We start from the raw sequence: 14,447 nt of genomic DNA, 5'->3' as shown, positions 1-14,447 counted from the left end.
CTTAAGTACATGAGCACCGGAAGCGCAGAAAAACGCCATTTGCAGCAAGGCATGGCGACTTTTGGAACAGATACTATGATCGTGCTCGGATTAACTGGCTCCATCGGAATGGGGAAAACAACGGCGGCGAACATGTTCGCCGAAGCCGGTGTGCCGATCTATAGCGCCGACGACACCGTGCACCAGCTCTATTCCGGTCGCGCGGCCCCGCTGATCGAGGCTGCGTTTCCGGGCACTGTGGAAAACGGTGCGGTCAATCGGGAAAAACTTTCCGCTGCCGTCATCGGAAAGCCCGAAGCCCTGAAGAAACTGGAAGCCATCGTTCATCCGCTTGTGCGTGAGGAAGAAGAAGCCTTTCGCCGCACTGCCGAGCAAGCTGGCGCCGCTCTGGCACTGATCGATATTCCGCTGCTTTTTGAAACCGGCGGCGACAAACGTGTGGACAAGATCGTGGTTGTCTCAGCCCCTGCCGAGATACAGCGCATTCGCGTGCTTGCGCGACCGGGCATGACGGAAGAAAAACTCGATGCCATTCTCGCCCGTCAGACGCCGGATGCCGAGAAGCGTGCAAGAGCCGATTTCATTATCGATACGAGCGGGAGTTTCGACAATCTGCGCCGTCAGATTACCGAAATTGTTGCGGAATTGAGTGGAAAGCCGGCGGTCGCGACAGAATAATCGCGGGCGCTGTGTTACAGCTGTTCGAGATATTTTCCGAGAGGTTCTTCAATGCGTGAAATCGTTTTCGATACGGAAACCACCGGTCTGGAAAGGCTCGAGGACCGTGTGATCGAAATCGGCGGCGTGGAACTGATCAACAAGTTTCCCACAGGCCGCACTTTCCATAAATACATCAACCCGCAGGGGCGTCAGGTTCATCCCGAAGCGCTCGCGGTCCACGGCATCAGCAATGAACAATTGCTGGACAAGCCGACATTCGCGGAAGTTCTGGACGAGTTTCTCGAATTTTTCGACGGGGCCAAGCTGGTGGCACACAATGCCATGTTCGACCTTGGCTTCATCAATGCTGAACTGGCAAGGCTCGGACAGGCTGAAATCCAGTCGGAGCGCATCATCGATACATTGGCGCTTGCCCGCCGCAAGCATCCGATGGGTCCGAACTCACTCGACGCCTTGTGCAAGCGCTACGGCATCGAGAATGGACACCGTACCCTGCACGGGGCATTGCTCGATTCCGAGATTTTGGCCGAAGTCTATATCGAACTGATCGGCGGCAAGCAGACAGCGCTTGGGCTCAGCATGGGCGGTGCTGTCAGCGGCAACAATGCCGGAGAGAGCGGCGCTGCCATAGTTCTTGCCGCGCGCCCGAGACCGCTGGCCCCCCGCATTTCGGATGCCGAGCGCGCCGCTCACGCAGCCCTTGTGGACAAGTTGGGCGATAAGGCCATCTGGAAGAAATACTGAACACGTCTTGGACGTGGATATGAAAAAGCCCCGGATGATCCGGGGCTTTTCTGCGATCATTGTTTGAAACGATCAGCTCTTTACAGCGGACTTGGCCTGTTCTTCGGCCATCCGCTGCTGGAACATCTGCGCGAAATCGATCGGGTCGATCATCAGCGGCGGGTAGCCACCGTTGCGCGTTGCGTCGGCAATGATCTGGCGCGCGAACGGGAACAGAAGACGCGGGCATTCGATGAACAGAAGCGGAAGCATGTGCTCCTGCGGGATGCCCTGAATGCGGAACACGCCGCCATAGACGAGCTCGGTGTTGAAAAGGACGTCCTTGCCGTCAACAGCCTTGGCTTCCAGCGTCAGCACAACGTCGAAATCCGTTTCGGAAAGCGGATTGGCGTTTACGTTCACGTTGATGTTGATGGACGGTGCCTTCTCGCGCGGACGCAGCGACAGCGGCGCGCCCGGGCTTTCGAAGGACAGGTCCTTCACATACTGCGCCAGAATGTTGAGGGACGGCTCGGCCGTCGCGCCATTGCCGTTCTTTACTTCGCCCGCGGCCTTATCGCTCATTATCGGTATGCCTTCTATCGGTGATTAAAATTTTTGCGCTTCCAGCGCAGTCTACGCAGACTGCCCCGAAAGGTCGGAATGTTTGGCTAGCATGTGCGCGGGCATGAGGCAAGAAAGGCTTTTTAGGTTAGTATTTGCGTATTCATTGATCTTTACGGTCGTCTTTCCAAGGCGAGTTTTCATTCGGCCTGGTGGTATAATCCTCTGGATCGAGATCGATGACATGGTCCTGACGTGGATTTGAACCGGGACGCTGTTGCCCGTAGCCGTCCGAATAGCGCGCGGATGTCGCAACGACCATGCGGCCGCGCATGAATTTTTCCCACATGAAATCACGGATGAACGGAATGAACAGCAGAATGCCGATGGTGCTGCTGACAAAGCCGGGCACGATCAGCAGGATCGCTGCCAGAACCAGCATGGCGCCATGCACCATTTCGCGATCCGGCACGCGTCCGGCAGCCGTTTCGGTACGGATACGCTGCAAAAGCCCGATGCCCTGCACGCGCAGCAGAAAGAAACCCAGCATTGCGCTCAGAATAACGAGGCCCAAAGTCGCGAAAACGCCGATCTTGCTGCCGATAATGACGAAACCGGCAATTTCGATGAAAGGCATCGCCAGCATGACGAGAGGGGCGAGAGAGGAGGACACGTAAGTTACGACCTTTGTTGTTTGGTTTCAGCGTTTCAATTTAACCTGAATTGTAACTTTTTCAGGTTCGGAACGAAATTGAAACTGTCTGTCATGCAATATCAAATAGGTATGCATGATCGGGATTTGAATGATGACGTAAGCCGATCTATATGTATGAGATACAAACTAGGGATAAGGAAAGGCGAAATGCCTGATCCTTCAATCAGCGGCAGGCGGCATGGAATTTTTTGATTTTGGCACGATATTCTTCTTCATCGCAGCGGTGATCATCTTTCTCCAGCTGAGGAATGTTCTTGGCCGTCGTACCGGAAGTGAAAAACCGCCCTTCGATCCTTACACATCAGCCCGCAGTGCCGATGCTGCACCGGCAAGCGGTGAGACGGATAATGTCGTCTCTCTGCCACGTCGTCCGGGCGAAAAAGATTTCACCGCCATCGACAAGGCCGCTCCGGTCGGCACGCCGGTCAATGATGGCATGCGCGCGATTTACGCTGCCGATCCTTCGTTCGATCCGGCCGGTTTCGTGGAAGGCGTGAAGATCGCCTATGAAATGATTGTGATGTCCTTTGCCGATGGCGATCGCAAGGTTCTGAAAAATCTGCTTTCCAAGGATGTCTTCGAGGGCTTTGTTTCAGCTATCGACGACCGCGAAACCCGTGGCGAAAGCGTGCGTTCGTCCTTTGTCGGGATCGACAAGGCGGAAATCGCCGGTGCTGAGATGAAGGGGTCGGAAGCGCACGTAACGGTCAATATCGTCAGCCAGATGATTTCATCCACCTTTGACAAGGACGGCAAGCTGATCGACGGCGATCCGGAAAACGTGCTCGAGATCAAGGATCTCTGGACCTTTGCCCGTGATACACGATCACGTGATCCGAACTGGAAGCTTGTCGCGACCGAAGCGGAAGATTAAGAGAAAACGTGTGAATCGGGCCGCTGATCCACCTCGGCGGCCTTTTTGTTTGTGCATAGCTAGACGGATGCGGCGATGAACGACTTGGCGAGAATTTTGCGCCCGGTGGCTTTTTCCGATTGTCCGGGCTGGAACCGGGACGATCAGTCCGCGGCATTCGCTGCGTTTCGCCGTTCTGCCGACTATGCGGCCCACCAGACTTACAAAAGCGGCAGTCTCGGCATCTGTTTCGAAGTGCTGGAGCCGATCTTTGCAGCTGCACGCAGCCTCGACAATCCGGGTGTCGAAGAAGCGCGCGCTTTCTTCGAACAGAATTTCATCCCCTGCCGGATCGTTCCCGATCAGGGCAAAGGCTTTGTGACAGCATTCTATGAACCGGAGATCGAAGCCTCCCTTGAGGCCGACACCCGGTTCAAGGTGCCCTTCCTGCGCGAGCCCGATGACCTCGTGAAAGTGACAGATGAAAGCCGTCCAATCGTACTTGATCCGTCCTTTGCCTTTGCGCGCCGGACGGAAAACGGCCTTGCCGAATATGACGACCGCCAGACAATCGAGCAGGGAAGTCTTTCCGGGCGTGGGTTGGAAATCGCTTTTGTCGCCGACCGAGTCGATGCCTTTTTCGCGCATGTGCAAGGTGCAGCACGCCTGAAACTGCGCGATGGCGGGTTGCTGCGCATTACATATGCAGCCAAATCCGGCCATCCGTTTACAGGCATCGGCCGCATTCTGGTTGCCAATGGCGAAATTCCGGCTTCAGAAATTTCCATGCAGTCGATCCGACGCTGGCTGGCCGAGCATCCGGATAAGGCTGACGATCTTATCTGGCAAAACCGATCCTACATTTTCTTCCGGGAAGCTTCTGTGGACGACCCGGATGCCGGACCTATTGCGGCTGCAAAAGTCCCGCTGACCGCCGGGCGTTCGCTTGCTGTCGATAAATTGCTTCACACATTCGGGACGCCGATCCATGTCAGCGCACCCAATGTCGCGGTCTTTGACGGCGAACCCTTTGCACGCCTGATGATCGCGCAGGATACGGGAACGGCCATTGTCGGCCCTGCCCGCGGCGATCTGTTCGCGGGCTCTGGCGACACGGCAGGCGAGATCGCAGGTGGTGTAAAGGACGATGCTGACTTTTATGCGCTGGTGCCGCGCAGGCTTCTGGAGGCTTGAACGGGATGGCGCGTGACACCGACAAGCCGGAAAACGATTATCTGCGGCCCGAAGACCGCATCCTGTGGGAAACGGTCGCGAAGACCGCAAAGCCGCTGATAAAGCCAAAGGCGAGTGAGGACGAACTTCCCGATTTCAAATCCCTGATGGCGGAAGAAGAAAAGCGCCCTGCCAAGGCGAAGGTTCAGCCTGCGGTGGAAGCGAGCAAACCGAAGAAGGGCTTGTCGGCGCTCAGCGAAATGCAGATTCAATCACTCGACAAGCCGACGCATCGAAAGATCGCCAAAGGTCGTGTCGATATTGAAGCCCGCATCGATCTGCACGGTCTCACGCAGGGAGAGGCGCACGGCCTGCTCTACGGATTTCTGGTCAGCGCACATGCACGTGGCCTGCGTCACGTCATGGTTATTACCGGCAAAGGCCGTTCATTCGGCAGCGAAGGGATTTTGCGACAGGCGGTGCCGCACTGGTTTTCCACACCGCTGTTCCGGCTTCTGGTGAGTGCCTATGAGGATGCGGCGCGTCATCATGGCGGGCATGGCGCCCTCTATGTAAGGCTTCGCCGCCAGACGCAAACCATGGCACAGCAAACCGTATTGCCCGGGGGGAGCAGACCGCGATGACGCCATTTGGAATACGCTTGCGCGAGTTGCGGGAAGAACGCGGTGTGACGCAGAAGGATATGGCGGCAGCGCTTCGCGTTTCACCGGCCTATCTGTCAGCGCTGGAACATGGCCGGCGCGGCCAGCCGACCTGGGACCTGCTTCAGCGCATCATCACCTATTTCAATATCATCTGGGACGAAGCGGAAGAGTTGCAGAACCTCGCCGCCGTGTCGCATCCGCGCGTGGTGATCGATACGTCGGGCCTGTCGCCGCAGGCAACAGAACTCGCCAATCTTCTGGCGCGCAATATCCGCATCATCGACCGCGAGACGATCAGGCATCTGAGCGAGGAAATAGAGGCGGCGCGAAAGCGCCGCCGCGGTATCAAGCCTGTTCAAGTTGATTAAAGCGCATCCCGAAAAGTGTGAAACGCCTACGCAGGGAAATCAGTCCAGTGGACTGATTTCTGATCCCGTTTCAAACGTCAAATTCGAAAAATCCACTAGAAAAGCGCTTTCAGCTCATCAAGCTTCGAATTGACCAGCCATCCATAGTAGTTTTCCTGCGGTAGCAAAGGTTCCTGACCGTCCGCCTTTCGCTTGGCGTTTTCGTTGGCAAGCGCTCGTGCGCGTGCTTCGGCGCCGCCCGTATTATAGAGCGTGGCGGTCAGGCCGGGATTCTTCGAAATGTCGAAGTCGGCGATCTGGCGGTAGGAGTTGATCGACTGTTTCAGCGTCGCCGCAATGTAGGGCAGCGTCAGATCGGGGTCCATGATCGTCTTGTAGACGACATTGCCGTCTTCTGCGTTGAGCTTGGGCAGACCGGAAACACGGTTCACCATGTCGGACATCTGCAATGCCGTCAGCGGATTGATCTGACCGAGGCCGAATGTCTGCCCGGCATAGAAGGGCTGGAAGAAGACCGCGCTGAAACGATTGTTGGGATAGGCGTTGCCGCCGACAGATTTGCCGCGGAAGTTCTTATTCCAGACATTCTCGCGGCAGGACCATAGCGAATAGCTGTCCTTATGTTTCAGGCAGTCGGCAAATTCCGGCCGCTTGATGAACTGGCCGATGCTTTCGCCATTGTAGCCGAAGCTCACGCCCTGGTTCACATAGGACATGGCCTTGACGTAATAGGTCTGCAGCCGGTCATAGACGTCGACATTATAGGTATGCTCGCCGACGATGGCGCCGACAATATGAATAGGATCGATGCCATAGGCGGCTGCCGTCGAGCGGATCTTGGAACGCAGCGAGGCATCCTTTTTCAGGAGATTGTAGATCTTCTGATACTTCTTCTCGTACGTGGTGCTCAGCTCACGCGTGCGCTTGGCGGATGCGCCAGGAATTGGCGGCTGTTCTGCACTGCGATTGCCCGGAGGCACGACCGTCGCTGCATAGGCGCTCTGGCTGGCAAGGCTGAGGGCCAGGACAAATCCAACAAAAATGCGTCGCGGCTTTGCGCCCATTATTCTGATCATTGTGTGGAAACGGTCCTGATATGATGAATATTCGGTAAAAGTTGCGGGGAAAATAAAAAACCCCCCGATGCAAGTCGAGGGGTTTTTGCAGTATTTGCGAAAGTGAACTCGCGCCGTGGCTTTATGGCCACTTTTACAAGATGAAGCGCGACAGATCGGTGTTCTTGGCAAGGCTGCCGATCTTGTCCTTTACATAGGCCGCGTCGATGACGAAAGTTGCGCCTGTCTTGTCGGGCGCGGTGTATGAAATTTCATCGAGAACACGTTCCATCACCGTCTGCAACCGGCGCGCACCGATGTTTTCAACCGTCGCATTGAGATCGACAGCGATATCGGCCAGAGCGTCGATGGCGTCATCGGTGATCTCCAGCTTCACCTCTTCCGTTTCCATCAGTGCGATATACTGCTTGATCAGACTTGCCTCGGTCTCCGTCAGGATGCGGCGGAAATCTTCGCGTGTCAGCGCATTAAGCTCGACACGGATCGGCAGACGGCCCTGCAGTTCCGGCAGAAGATCGGACGGCTTGGATACGTGAAACGCACCGGATGCGATGAACAGCACGTGGTCGGTCTTCACCGGCCCGTATTTGGTCGCAACGGTCGTGCCTTCGACCAGCGGCAGCAGATCGCGCTGCACGCCTTCGCGCGACACACCGGCACCCATACCGCCTTCCCGCGATGCGATCTTGTCGATCTCGTCGATGAACACAATGCCTTCGTCTTCGGTGACGCGAAGCGCTTCCTGAACGATCTGGTCCTGATCCAGAAGCTTGTCGGATTCATCGTTGATCAGGATCGGATAGGAATCCTTCACCGTGGTCTTGCGCGTCTTGGTGCGCCCGCCCATGGCCTTGCCCAGCATGTCGGACAGGTTCATGACACCAATATTGGCGCCCGGCATGCCCGGAATTTCAAAGCTTGGGCCGGAACCGGTGTCGGCGACCTCGATTTCTATTTCCTTGTCGTCCATTTCGCCATTGCGCAGCTTCTTGCGGAAGCTGTCACGCGTGGCGGGGCTGGCGGTCTTGCCGACCAGCGCATCCAGCACGCGTTCTTCCGCATTGAGATGCGCCTTGGCCTTCACATCGTCGCGACGCTTTTCACGGACGAGCGTGATGGCAACTTCGACGAGATCGCGGACGATCTGCTCGACGTCACGGCCGACATAGCCGACTTCGGTGAACTTGGTCGCTTCCACCTTGACGAAAGGCGCACCGGCCAGCTTTGCGAGGCGGCGGGAAATTTCCGTCTTGCCGACGCCGGTCGGTCCGATCATCAGGATGTTTTTCGGCATCACCTCTTCGCGCATCTGGCCTTCGAGCTGCTGGCGGCGCCAGCGATTGCGAAGGGCGATAGCGACCGCGCGCTTGGCGTCGTTCTGGCCGATGATGAAGCGGTCGAGTTCGGAGACGATTTCACGGGGAGAGAAATTACTCATAATTATAACCCACTTTGCCACTGCTTGATGAACTCGAACGGATGCAGCAGCATGATCACGTTGAGCGTAAGATTGTCGCGAATGACGATCAGCGCCAGAACTTCAAAGAACAGCGCGATGGCGACGGTTATTTTCGTTGGCAGTTTGGCTGCGATCAGAAAGCCGATCAGGGCGGCAACCGTGTCGGCAACCGAATTCACGATGCTGTCGCCGAAATAGTCCACCGAGGACGTATTGGCGCGATAGCGTTCGATGATGAAGTTCGAATTCTCGACCAGTTCCCATACGGCTTCGATGCCGACCGCAGCTGCAAGTCTCAAGCCGAGCGGGGCTTTGGGTGCGATGACCGTGAACAGCCAGTAGAACAGAAAGCCATGGATGATATGCGACAGCGTATACCAGTCGGATATATGCTGCGAATTTTCGGTCATCAGCGAACCCGACCATAATTTTATGGTCCCGCATTCGCACATGGCGATCCGCCCGTCGAAGTAAAGCCAGGAGGCTTGCACTGCGAGTATGGCGAGAACGATCAGGGCGCCCAGGCCCCAGCGTTGCGCACTCGGTTTTGAGGCCTGCGCGAGCGAACTCATTCTGCGTCCAGGCTTTCCACGATGATATTGTGGTTGGTGTAGATGCAGATATCGGCGGCGATATCCATCGCCTTGCGGGCGATTTCTTCGGCTGACTTGTCCGTATCGACCAGCGCGCGGGCAGCGGCCAGCGCATAATTGCCGCCCGAACCGATGGCCATCACGCCATGTTCGGGTTCAAGCACATCGCCGGTACCGGTCAGCGCCAGCGTCACCTTGCTGTCGGCAACCAGCATCATGGCTTCCAGCTTGCGCAGATAGCGGTCGGTGCGCCAATCCTTGGCGAGTTCGACCGAAGCACGCATGAGCTGGTCGGGATATTGTTCCAGCTTCGCTTCGAGGCGTTCCAGAAGGGTGAAGGCGTCGGCGGTGGCTCCGGCGAAACCGGCAATCACATTGCCCTTGCCGATGCGGCGAACCTTTCGCGCATTGCCCTTCATGACGGTATTGCCGAGCGAAACCTGTCCGTCGCCCGCGATAACGACCTTGTTACCCTTGCGAACGGTGACGATGGTCGTGCCGTAAATTGTCGTGGGATGATGTTCGATCATGGATGCTCCTTTGGCGGCACATGCAATCCCGGAAGGCAATTGCAGGTGCCCCTTCATCTATTGGAGAAACAGGCTCCGTCAGCCATTGGCGGATGAATCGTGCTTCGATGAGAATATTTAAGAACGTACGGACGAATTGCAAATGCCGAATTGCAGCTTGCCAAACCGGCAAAAGGAATTGGCAAACTGGGCAAGCTGTTCTAGAACGCCTCCAAGCTATTGAATGAGGAAAGCTTATGACTGCAGAAAGCACCCGCAAGGCAAGCATCGAGCGCTCGACCAAGGAAACGAGCATTGCCGTTTCCGTCGATCTGGACGGCGTTGGCAAGTTCGACATCACCACCGGTGTCGGCTTCTTCGATCACATGCTGGAGCAGCTTTCCCGACATTCGCTCATCGATATGCGCGTCATGGCCAAGGGCGACCTGCATATCGACGATCACCACACGGTCGAGGACACCGGCATTGCGCTCGGTCAGGCCATTGCCAAAGCATTGGGCGAGCGCCGCGGTATCGTGCGCTATGCCTCGATGGACCTGGCCATGGACGATACGCTGACCGGCGCTGCCGTCGATGTATCCGGGCGCGCCTTTCTGGTCTGGAACGTCAATTTCACGACATCCAAGATCGGCACGTTCGATACCGAGCTGGTGCGCGAATTCTTCCAGGCTTTCGCGATGAATGCAGGCATCACGCTCCACATCAACAATCATTATGGTGCCAACAACCACCATATTGCGGAATCGATCTTCAAGGCGGTGGCCAGGGTTCTGCGCACGGCGCTCGAAACCGATCCGCGCCAGAAGGATGCAATTCCCTCCACCAAGGGTTCGTTAAAGGGATAGGTCCCGAACGGAAGGACAGGTCATGGCGCAATATGTCGTTCTGGAACCGAGCGATAGTAAAGCAATTTCAGGAAAAGTGGACACCGGTTTTCCGTCCGAAATTGCGACTGAAAAAAGCGCTGAAAAGGCCGTCTTCGTGCGCGACGGATTCCATGTACTGGCGCTGGTCTTGCCCTTCGTCTGGCTTCTGATCCAGCGTCTGTGGTTCGAAGCTTTTGCTGTTCTGGGCATCACAATCCTGCTCGGACTTGCCGGAGCTTACTTCGGCATCGCCGATGCGGTTCCGCTTCTGACCCTGCTGGTATCGCTGTTTGTGGCGCTGGAAGGCGTCAACTGGAAGATCGCCAAGCTCAGGCGTCAGGGTTTTGTCGAAAAAGCGGTCATTGATGCCTCCGATCTGGAAGAAGCAGAGATCCGCTATTTCTACAGCCTCGAAGATGCGGCCCGGCCAGCAACCTCTCTTGCGGACAAGCCTGCTCCGGAATGGGCACAGCAGCCCCCTCGTCCCACCTATTCCTCATTTGGCTCGACGATCGGGTTTGTCGGCCATCGCGGAGAAAACTGAAAATGCGTGTTGCAATCATCGATTACGGCTCCGGCAATCTGCGCTCGGCCACCAAGGCTTTTGAGCGCGCGGCGCATGAGAGCGGTATCGCGGCAGAAATAGAACTGACGGCGGATGCCGATCGCGTGGCGACGGCTGACCGTATCGTGCTTCCGGGCGTCGGTGCCTATGCCGATTGCCGTCGCGGCCTCCATGCCGTTCCGGGCATGGTGGAAGCACTGGAAGATGTGGTTCTGAAGAAGGCGCACCCCTTCCTTGGCATTTGCGTCGGCATGCAGCTCATGTCGGAGCGCGGCCTTGAAAAGGAAGTGACCAAGGGTCTTGGCTGGATTGCGGGCGATGTGCGTGAAATGACACCGTCCGATCCTTCGCTGAAAATTCCGCAGATCGGCTGGAACAGGATTCACGTGAAACATTCTCACCCGGTCTTCGAAGGTATCGAGACCGGCGAGAACGGCTTGCACGCCTATTTCGTGCATTCCTATATGTTCGATGCGAAGAACAAGGCTGACGTGCTGGCCGTTACTGAATATGGCGGCGATGTCACTGCAACGGTTGGCCGCGACAATATGGTGGGAACCCAGTTCCATCCTGAAAAGAGCCAGCTGCTCGGCCTTTCGCTCATTGCCAATTTCCTGAAATGGAAGCCCTGACATTATGATCCTTTTTCCCGCCATCGATTTGAAAGACGGTCAATGCGTGCGCCTGAAGCTCGGCGACATGGATCAGGCCACCGTCTATAATGAAGACCCGGCTGCACAGGCCAAAGCCTTTGAGGATCAGGGCTTTGAATGGCTGCATGTGGTTGATCTCAACGGTGCCTTTGCTGGCGAAAGCGTCAACGGCAAGGCTGTGGAAGCGATCCTCAAAGCCACGAAAAATCCGGTGCAGCTCGGGGGCGGTATCCGCACGCTCCAGCATATCGAGAACTGGCTTTCCAAGGGATTGCGCCGCGTCATTCTTGGTACGGTCGCCGTGCGCGATCCGGCATTGGTGATAGAGGCCTGCAAGGCATTTCCGGGTCAGGTTGCTGTCGGCATCGATGCCAAGGGCGGCTATGTCGCAGTTGAAGGCTGGGCAGAAGCGTCTGAACTGGGCGTGATCGAACTCGCGAAAAAGTTTGAAGGCGCAGGCGTTGCCGCCATCATCTATACCGACATCGACCGCGACGGCGTTCTGGCTGGCATCAACTGGGATTCGACGCTCGGCCTGGCAGATAGCGTTTCCATCCCGGTGATCGCATCGGGCGGCCTCGCCTCGATGGATGACATCAAACGTCTTGCCGCTCCTGATGCCCGCAAGCTGGAAGGCGCGATTTCCGGTCGCGCGCTTTACGATGGCCGCATCGATCCGGCAGAAGCATTATCCCTGTTGAGGGCCGCAGCATGACTTTGAAAGCGAGAGTGATACCGTGCCTCGATGTGAAGGACGGACGCGTCGTCAAGGGCGTGAACTTTGTCGATCTGATCGATGCGGGTGATCCGGTGGAAGCTGCCCGCGCCTATGATGCGGCGGGCGCAGACGAACTGTGCTTCCTCGACATCACGGCGTCTTCGGACAATCGCGAGACAATTTTCGATGTTATCGCCCGTACAGCGGAACAGTGCTTCATGCCGCTGACCGTTGGTGGTGGCGTGCGTCAGGTTTCTGACATTCGCAAGCTGCTTCTGGCCGGTGCCGACAAGGTCTCGATCAATACGGCTGCGGTGAAGAACCCGGAATTTGTCGCCGAAGCTGCTGACAAATTCGGTGACCAGTGCATCGTGGTTGCCATCGACGCCAAGAAGGTTTCGGGCGAAGGCGAAGCCGACCGCTGGGAAATCTTCACCCATGGCGGTCGCCAGACAACCGGCATCGACGCGGTGGAGTTTGCGCAGAAGGTGGTGAGCCTCGGCGCTGGTGAAATCCTGCTGACCTCGATGGATCGCGACGGAACCAAGGCCGGTTACGATGTGGCACTGACGCGAGCCGTGGCTGACAGCGTGCGCGTTCCGGTAATAGCTTCGGGTGGTGTCGGCAATCTGGATCACATGGTTGCGGGCATTCGTGACGGTCACGCGACGGCAGTTCTCGCAGCATCCATCTTCCACTTCGGCACCTATACGATTGGCGAGGCCAAGCGCTATATGGCCGAGGCTGGCATCCCGATGCGGCTCGATCCGGTCCGTTAAAGAGTAAGATTTAAGGAAGTCCGATGACTGAGTTCACACTTTCCGACCTTGAACGCATCGTCGCGGAGCGTGCCGGCATGACGGACGGCTCGTCTTATACTGCAAGCCTTGTTGCCAAGGGACAGACACGGGCCGCGAAAAAGCTCGGTGAAGAAGCCGTGGAAACGGTCATTGCCGCCGTTGAGGGCAACCGCGCGGACGTGGTCACCGAAAGCGCTGATTTACTTTATCATCTGCTGGTGGTTCTCAAGATTGCGGATGTGCCGCTCAATGAGGTTCTTGCAGAATTGCAGCGTCGCACGGCGCAGACTGGCCTTGAGGAAAAGGCCGGTCGTCCGAAAGCATAAATGCAAAGCGAATTGAAAGCTGCTAGTGCAGAATTGGCGTTGAGGGAGAGCAGCGACAATATGTGGGAAAAAGTGGACCAGCTAACGCCGTCGCGTTACTCGCCTTACCGTTTCTTTTCGGCTGAGGAATGGGCGGGATTTCGCGCCGACACGCCGCTCACTTTGACGTATGACGAGGTCAAGCGACTGCGCTCGCTGGGCGACCCCATCGATCTCGACGAGGTACGGCGCATCTATCTGTCGCTGTCGCGATTGCTGTCGGCGCATGTGGAGGCAAGCCAGCTTCTGTTCGAGCAGCGCAAGCAGTTCCTCAACATGGAAGAGTCGTTCAAGACGCCGTTCATCATCGGCATTGCCGGTTCGGTTGCGGTTGGGAAATCCACGACTGCGCGTATCCTGAAAGAGCTTCTGGCACGCTGGCCATCGAGCCCGAAGGTCGATCTCGTGACGACCGACGGTTTTCTCTACCCCAATGCGGTCCTGCGCGAGCAGAACATGATGGAGCGCAAGGGTTTTCCCGAAAGCTACGATGTCGGTGCGGTCTTGCGCTTTCTGTCAGCGATCAAGGCAGGCATGAGCCAGGTGCGTGCGCCGCTCTATTCGCATCTGAGCTACGACGTCTTGCCGGGCGAATATCAGATCGTCGACAAGCCGGATATTCTGATCTTTGAAGGCATCAATGTGCTGCAGGTGCGCGATCTGCCGGAAGACGGCAAGATGGTGCCCTTCGTCTCCGATTTCTTCGACTTCTCGATCTATATCGATGCGGAATCGCAGCTGATCCACAAATGGTATATCGACCGCTTCATGCGGCTGCGGGAGACTGCTTTCGTCAATCCGGAATCCTTCTTCCATCGCTATTCGCAGCTTTCGGAAGATGCGGCGCGTTCGATTGGCGAAGGACTGTGGAACAATATCAACCTGAAGAATCTCAAGGATAATATCCTGCCGACGCGCCCGCGCGCCGATCTGATCTTGCGCAAGGGCAGCGATCACCTGATCGAGGAAGTTGCGCTGAGAAAAATCTAGAGCATTTCCAGCAAAAGTGCGAAGCGGTTTTGCGTAGGATAATGCGACGAAACAAGTACTTAGATATGAAAAAGGGCCGGTTATCCGGCC

Annotated in this window: 19 protein-coding genes; 13 read left to right on the top strand and 6 right to left on the bottom strand. The window is 56.7% G+C overall.

Translation table 11 applies throughout. The features are described from left to right. Nucleotides 1–75 precede the first annotated feature (75 nt). A complete protein-coding gene (gene coaE / locus OANT_RS04390; RefSeq protein ID WP_040130036.1) occupies nt 76–678 on the top strand; it encodes a dephospho-CoA kinase in 603 nt (200 codons plus the stop codon). Nucleotides 679–729: 51 nt separating this feature from the next. Next, complete coding sequence (dnaQ, locus tag OANT_RS04385) at nt 730–1,425, top strand: DNA polymerase III subunit epsilon (protein WP_012091065.1); 696 nt, start codon at nt 730–732, stop codon at nt 1,423–1,425. 72 nt (nt 1,426–1,497) lie between these two features. Here dnaQ and secB read toward each other — a convergent pair whose 3' ends face one another. Continuing rightward, complete coding sequence (gene secB / locus OANT_RS04380; protein WP_010657658.1) at nt 1,498–1,989, bottom strand: protein-export chaperone SecB; 492 nt, start codon at nt 1,987–1,989, stop codon at nt 1,498–1,500. Between the two features lie 142 nt (nt 1,990–2,131). Further along, nucleotides 2,132–2,641, bottom strand: coding sequence for an FxsA family protein (locus tag OANT_RS04375; protein ID WP_010657659.1), 510 nt, complete (start codon nt 2,639–2,641; stop codon nt 2,132–2,134). A 220-nt stretch (nt 2,642–2,861) separates the two neighbouring features. On the opposite strand from OANT_RS04375, the gene OANT_RS04370 reads away from it, so the two are divergent. The 4 genes from OANT_RS04370 (at nt 2,862) to OANT_RS04355 (ending at nt 5,742) form a co-directional block, all read left to right on the top strand. Continuing rightward, complete coding sequence (locus OANT_RS04370; RefSeq protein WP_010657660.1) at nt 2,862–3,557, top strand: Tim44/TimA family putative adaptor protein; 696 nt, start codon at nt 2,862–2,864, stop codon at nt 3,555–3,557. A gap of 75 nt (nt 3,558–3,632) precedes the next feature. Then, the gene (gene mltA / locus OANT_RS04365; RefSeq protein WP_012091064.1) at nt 3,633–4,730 is read left to right on the top strand and encodes a murein transglycosylase A; all 1,098 of its coding nucleotides are present in this window, start codon (nt 3,633–3,635) and stop codon (nt 4,728–4,730) included. A 5-nt stretch (nt 4,731–4,735) separates the two neighbouring features. Then, on the top strand, nt 4,736–5,353 hold the full coding sequence (locus OANT_RS04360) for a Smr/MutS family protein (RefSeq protein WP_012091063.1): 618 nt from the start codon (nt 4,736–4,738) through the stop codon (nt 5,351–5,353). After that, complete coding sequence (locus tag OANT_RS04355; RefSeq protein ID WP_010657663.1) at nt 5,350–5,742, top strand: helix-turn-helix transcriptional regulator; 393 nt, start codon at nt 5,350–5,352, stop codon at nt 5,740–5,742. Before OANT_RS04360 ends, OANT_RS04355 begins: the two co-directional genes overlap by 4 nt. A gap of 95 nt (nt 5,743–5,837) precedes the next feature. Here OANT_RS04355 and OANT_RS04350 read toward each other — a convergent pair whose 3' ends face one another. From OANT_RS04350 to hslV, 4 genes are all read right to left on the bottom strand, one after another. Next, nucleotides 5,838–6,818, bottom strand: coding sequence for a DUF1402 family protein (locus OANT_RS04350; protein WP_012091062.1), 981 nt, complete (start codon nt 6,816–6,818; stop codon nt 5,838–5,840). A gap of 133 nt (nt 6,819–6,951) precedes the next feature. Continuing rightward, entirely contained in the window at nt 6,952–8,256 is a 1,305-nt protein-coding gene (hslU, locus tag OANT_RS04345; RefSeq protein WP_010657665.1) for an ATP-dependent protease ATPase subunit HslU, read from the bottom strand. A gap of 2 nt (nt 8,257–8,258) precedes the next feature. Further along, on the bottom strand, nt 8,259–8,849 hold the full coding sequence (locus tag OANT_RS04340) for a DUF2585 domain-containing protein (RefSeq protein ID WP_010657666.1): 591 nt from the start codon (nt 8,847–8,849) through the stop codon (nt 8,259–8,261). Continuing rightward, nucleotides 8,846–9,400, bottom strand: a complete 555-nt coding sequence (gene hslV, locus OANT_RS04335) for an ATP-dependent protease subunit HslV (RefSeq protein WP_010657667.1) — start codon at nt 9,398–9,400, stop codon at nt 8,846–8,848. Before hslV ends, OANT_RS04340 begins: the two co-directional genes overlap by 4 nt. A 236-nt stretch (nt 9,401–9,636) precedes the next feature. Between hslV and hisB the strand changes: the two genes are divergently transcribed. The 7 genes from hisB to coaA are packed head-to-tail and all read left to right on the top strand — an operon-like array spanning nt 9,637 to nt 14,357. Beyond that, nucleotides 9,637–10,245 carry an imidazoleglycerol-phosphate dehydratase HisB gene (gene hisB / locus OANT_RS04330; RefSeq protein ID WP_012091061.1) on the top strand — a complete coding sequence of 203 codons (609 nt, stop codon included), beginning with the start codon at nt 9,637–9,639 and terminating at the stop codon, nt 10,243–10,245. A gap of 22 nt (nt 10,246–10,267) precedes the next feature. Further along, the gene (locus OANT_RS04325) at nt 10,268–10,810 is read left to right on the top strand and encodes a DUF2628 domain-containing protein (RefSeq protein WP_012091060.1); all 543 of its coding nucleotides are present in this window, start codon (nt 10,268–10,270) and stop codon (nt 10,808–10,810) included. A 2-nt stretch (nt 10,811–10,812) separates the two neighbouring features. Continuing rightward, a complete protein-coding gene (hisH, locus tag OANT_RS04320) occupies nt 10,813–11,463 on the top strand; it encodes an imidazole glycerol phosphate synthase subunit HisH (protein ID WP_012091059.1) in 651 nt (216 codons plus the stop codon). A gap of 4 nt (nt 11,464–11,467) precedes the next feature. Further along, nucleotides 11,468–12,199, top strand: coding sequence for a 1-(5-phosphoribosyl)-5-[(5-phosphoribosylamino)methylideneamino]imidazole-4-carboxamide isomerase (gene hisA, locus OANT_RS04315; RefSeq protein ID WP_012091058.1), 732 nt, complete (start codon nt 11,468–11,470; stop codon nt 12,197–12,199). Beyond that, a complete protein-coding gene (gene hisF / locus OANT_RS04310) occupies nt 12,196–12,981 on the top strand; it encodes an imidazole glycerol phosphate synthase subunit HisF (protein ID WP_012091057.1) in 786 nt (261 codons plus the stop codon). Before hisA ends, hisF begins: the two co-directional genes overlap by 4 nt. 23 nt (nt 12,982–13,004) lie before the next feature. Next, entirely contained in the window at nt 13,005–13,328 is a 324-nt protein-coding gene (locus OANT_RS04305; protein WP_012091056.1) for a phosphoribosyl-ATP diphosphatase, read from the top strand. 60 nt (nt 13,329–13,388) lie between these two features. Then, complete coding sequence (gene coaA, locus OANT_RS04300) at nt 13,389–14,357, top strand: type I pantothenate kinase (RefSeq protein ID WP_010657674.1); 969 nt, start codon at nt 13,389–13,391, stop codon at nt 14,355–14,357. Nucleotides 14,358–14,447 lie beyond the last annotated feature (90 nt).

The organism is Brucella anthropi ATCC 49188 (assembly GCF_000017405.1).
GTDB classification, from domain to species: domain Bacteria; phylum Pseudomonadota; class Alphaproteobacteria; order Rhizobiales; family Rhizobiaceae; genus Brucella; species Brucella anthropi.
Note: the sequence above shows the minus strand (reverse complement) of the source record. Positions and strands in the feature narration are given on the sequence as shown.

Coding starts and splice junctions, on each gene's coding strand:
- mltA (WP_012091064.1), top strand. CDS start 3,633: ATGAACGACTTGGCGAGAATTTTGCGCCCGGTGGCTTTTTCCGATTGT.
- coaE (WP_040130036.1), top strand. CDS start 76: ATGATCGTGCTCGGATTAACTGGCTCCATCGGAATGGGGAAAACAACG.
- OANT_RS04305 (WP_012091056.1), top strand. CDS start 13,005: ATGACTGAGTTCACACTTTCCGACCTTGAACGCATCGTCGCGGAGCGT.
- hisF (WP_012091057.1), top strand. CDS start 12,196: ATGACTTTGAAAGCGAGAGTGATACCGTGCCTCGATGTGAAGGACGGA.
- OANT_RS04360 (WP_012091063.1), top strand. CDS start 4,736: ATGGCGCGTGACACCGACAAGCCGGAAAACGATTATCTGCGGCCCGAA.
- OANT_RS04325 (WP_012091060.1), top strand. CDS start 10,268: ATGGCGCAATATGTCGTTCTGGAACCGAGCGATAGTAAAGCAATTTCA.
- hslU (WP_010657665.1), bottom strand. CDS start 8,256: ATGAGTAATTTCTCTCCCCGTGAAATCGTCTCCGAACTCGACCGCTTC.
- hisB (WP_012091061.1), top strand. CDS start 9,637: ATGACTGCAGAAAGCACCCGCAAGGCAAGCATCGAGCGCTCGACCAAG.
- hslV (WP_010657667.1), bottom strand. CDS start 9,400: ATGATCGAACATCATCCCACGACAATTTACGGCACGACCATCGTCACC.
- OANT_RS04370 (WP_010657660.1), top strand. CDS start 2,862: ATGGAATTTTTTGATTTTGGCACGATATTCTTCTTCATCGCAGCGGTG.
- hisH (WP_012091059.1), top strand. CDS start 10,813: ATGCGTGTTGCAATCATCGATTACGGCTCCGGCAATCTGCGCTCGGCC.
- secB (WP_010657658.1), bottom strand. CDS start 1,989: ATGAGCGATAAGGCCGCGGGCGAAGTAAAGAACGGCAATGGCGCGACG.
- dnaQ (WP_012091065.1), top strand. CDS start 730: ATGCGTGAAATCGTTTTCGATACGGAAACCACCGGTCTGGAAAGGCTC.
- OANT_RS04355 (WP_010657663.1), top strand. CDS start 5,350: ATGACGCCATTTGGAATACGCTTGCGCGAGTTGCGGGAAGAACGCGGT.
- hisA (WP_012091058.1), top strand. CDS start 11,468: ATGATCCTTTTTCCCGCCATCGATTTGAAAGACGGTCAATGCGTGCGC.
- OANT_RS04340 (WP_010657666.1), bottom strand. CDS start 8,849: ATGAGTTCGCTCGCGCAGGCCTCAAAACCGAGTGCGCAACGCTGGGGC.
- coaA (WP_010657674.1), top strand. CDS start 13,389: ATGTGGGAAAAAGTGGACCAGCTAACGCCGTCGCGTTACTCGCCTTAC.
- OANT_RS04350 (WP_012091062.1), bottom strand. CDS start 6,818: ATGATCAGAATAATGGGCGCAAAGCCGCGACGCATTTTTGTTGGATTT.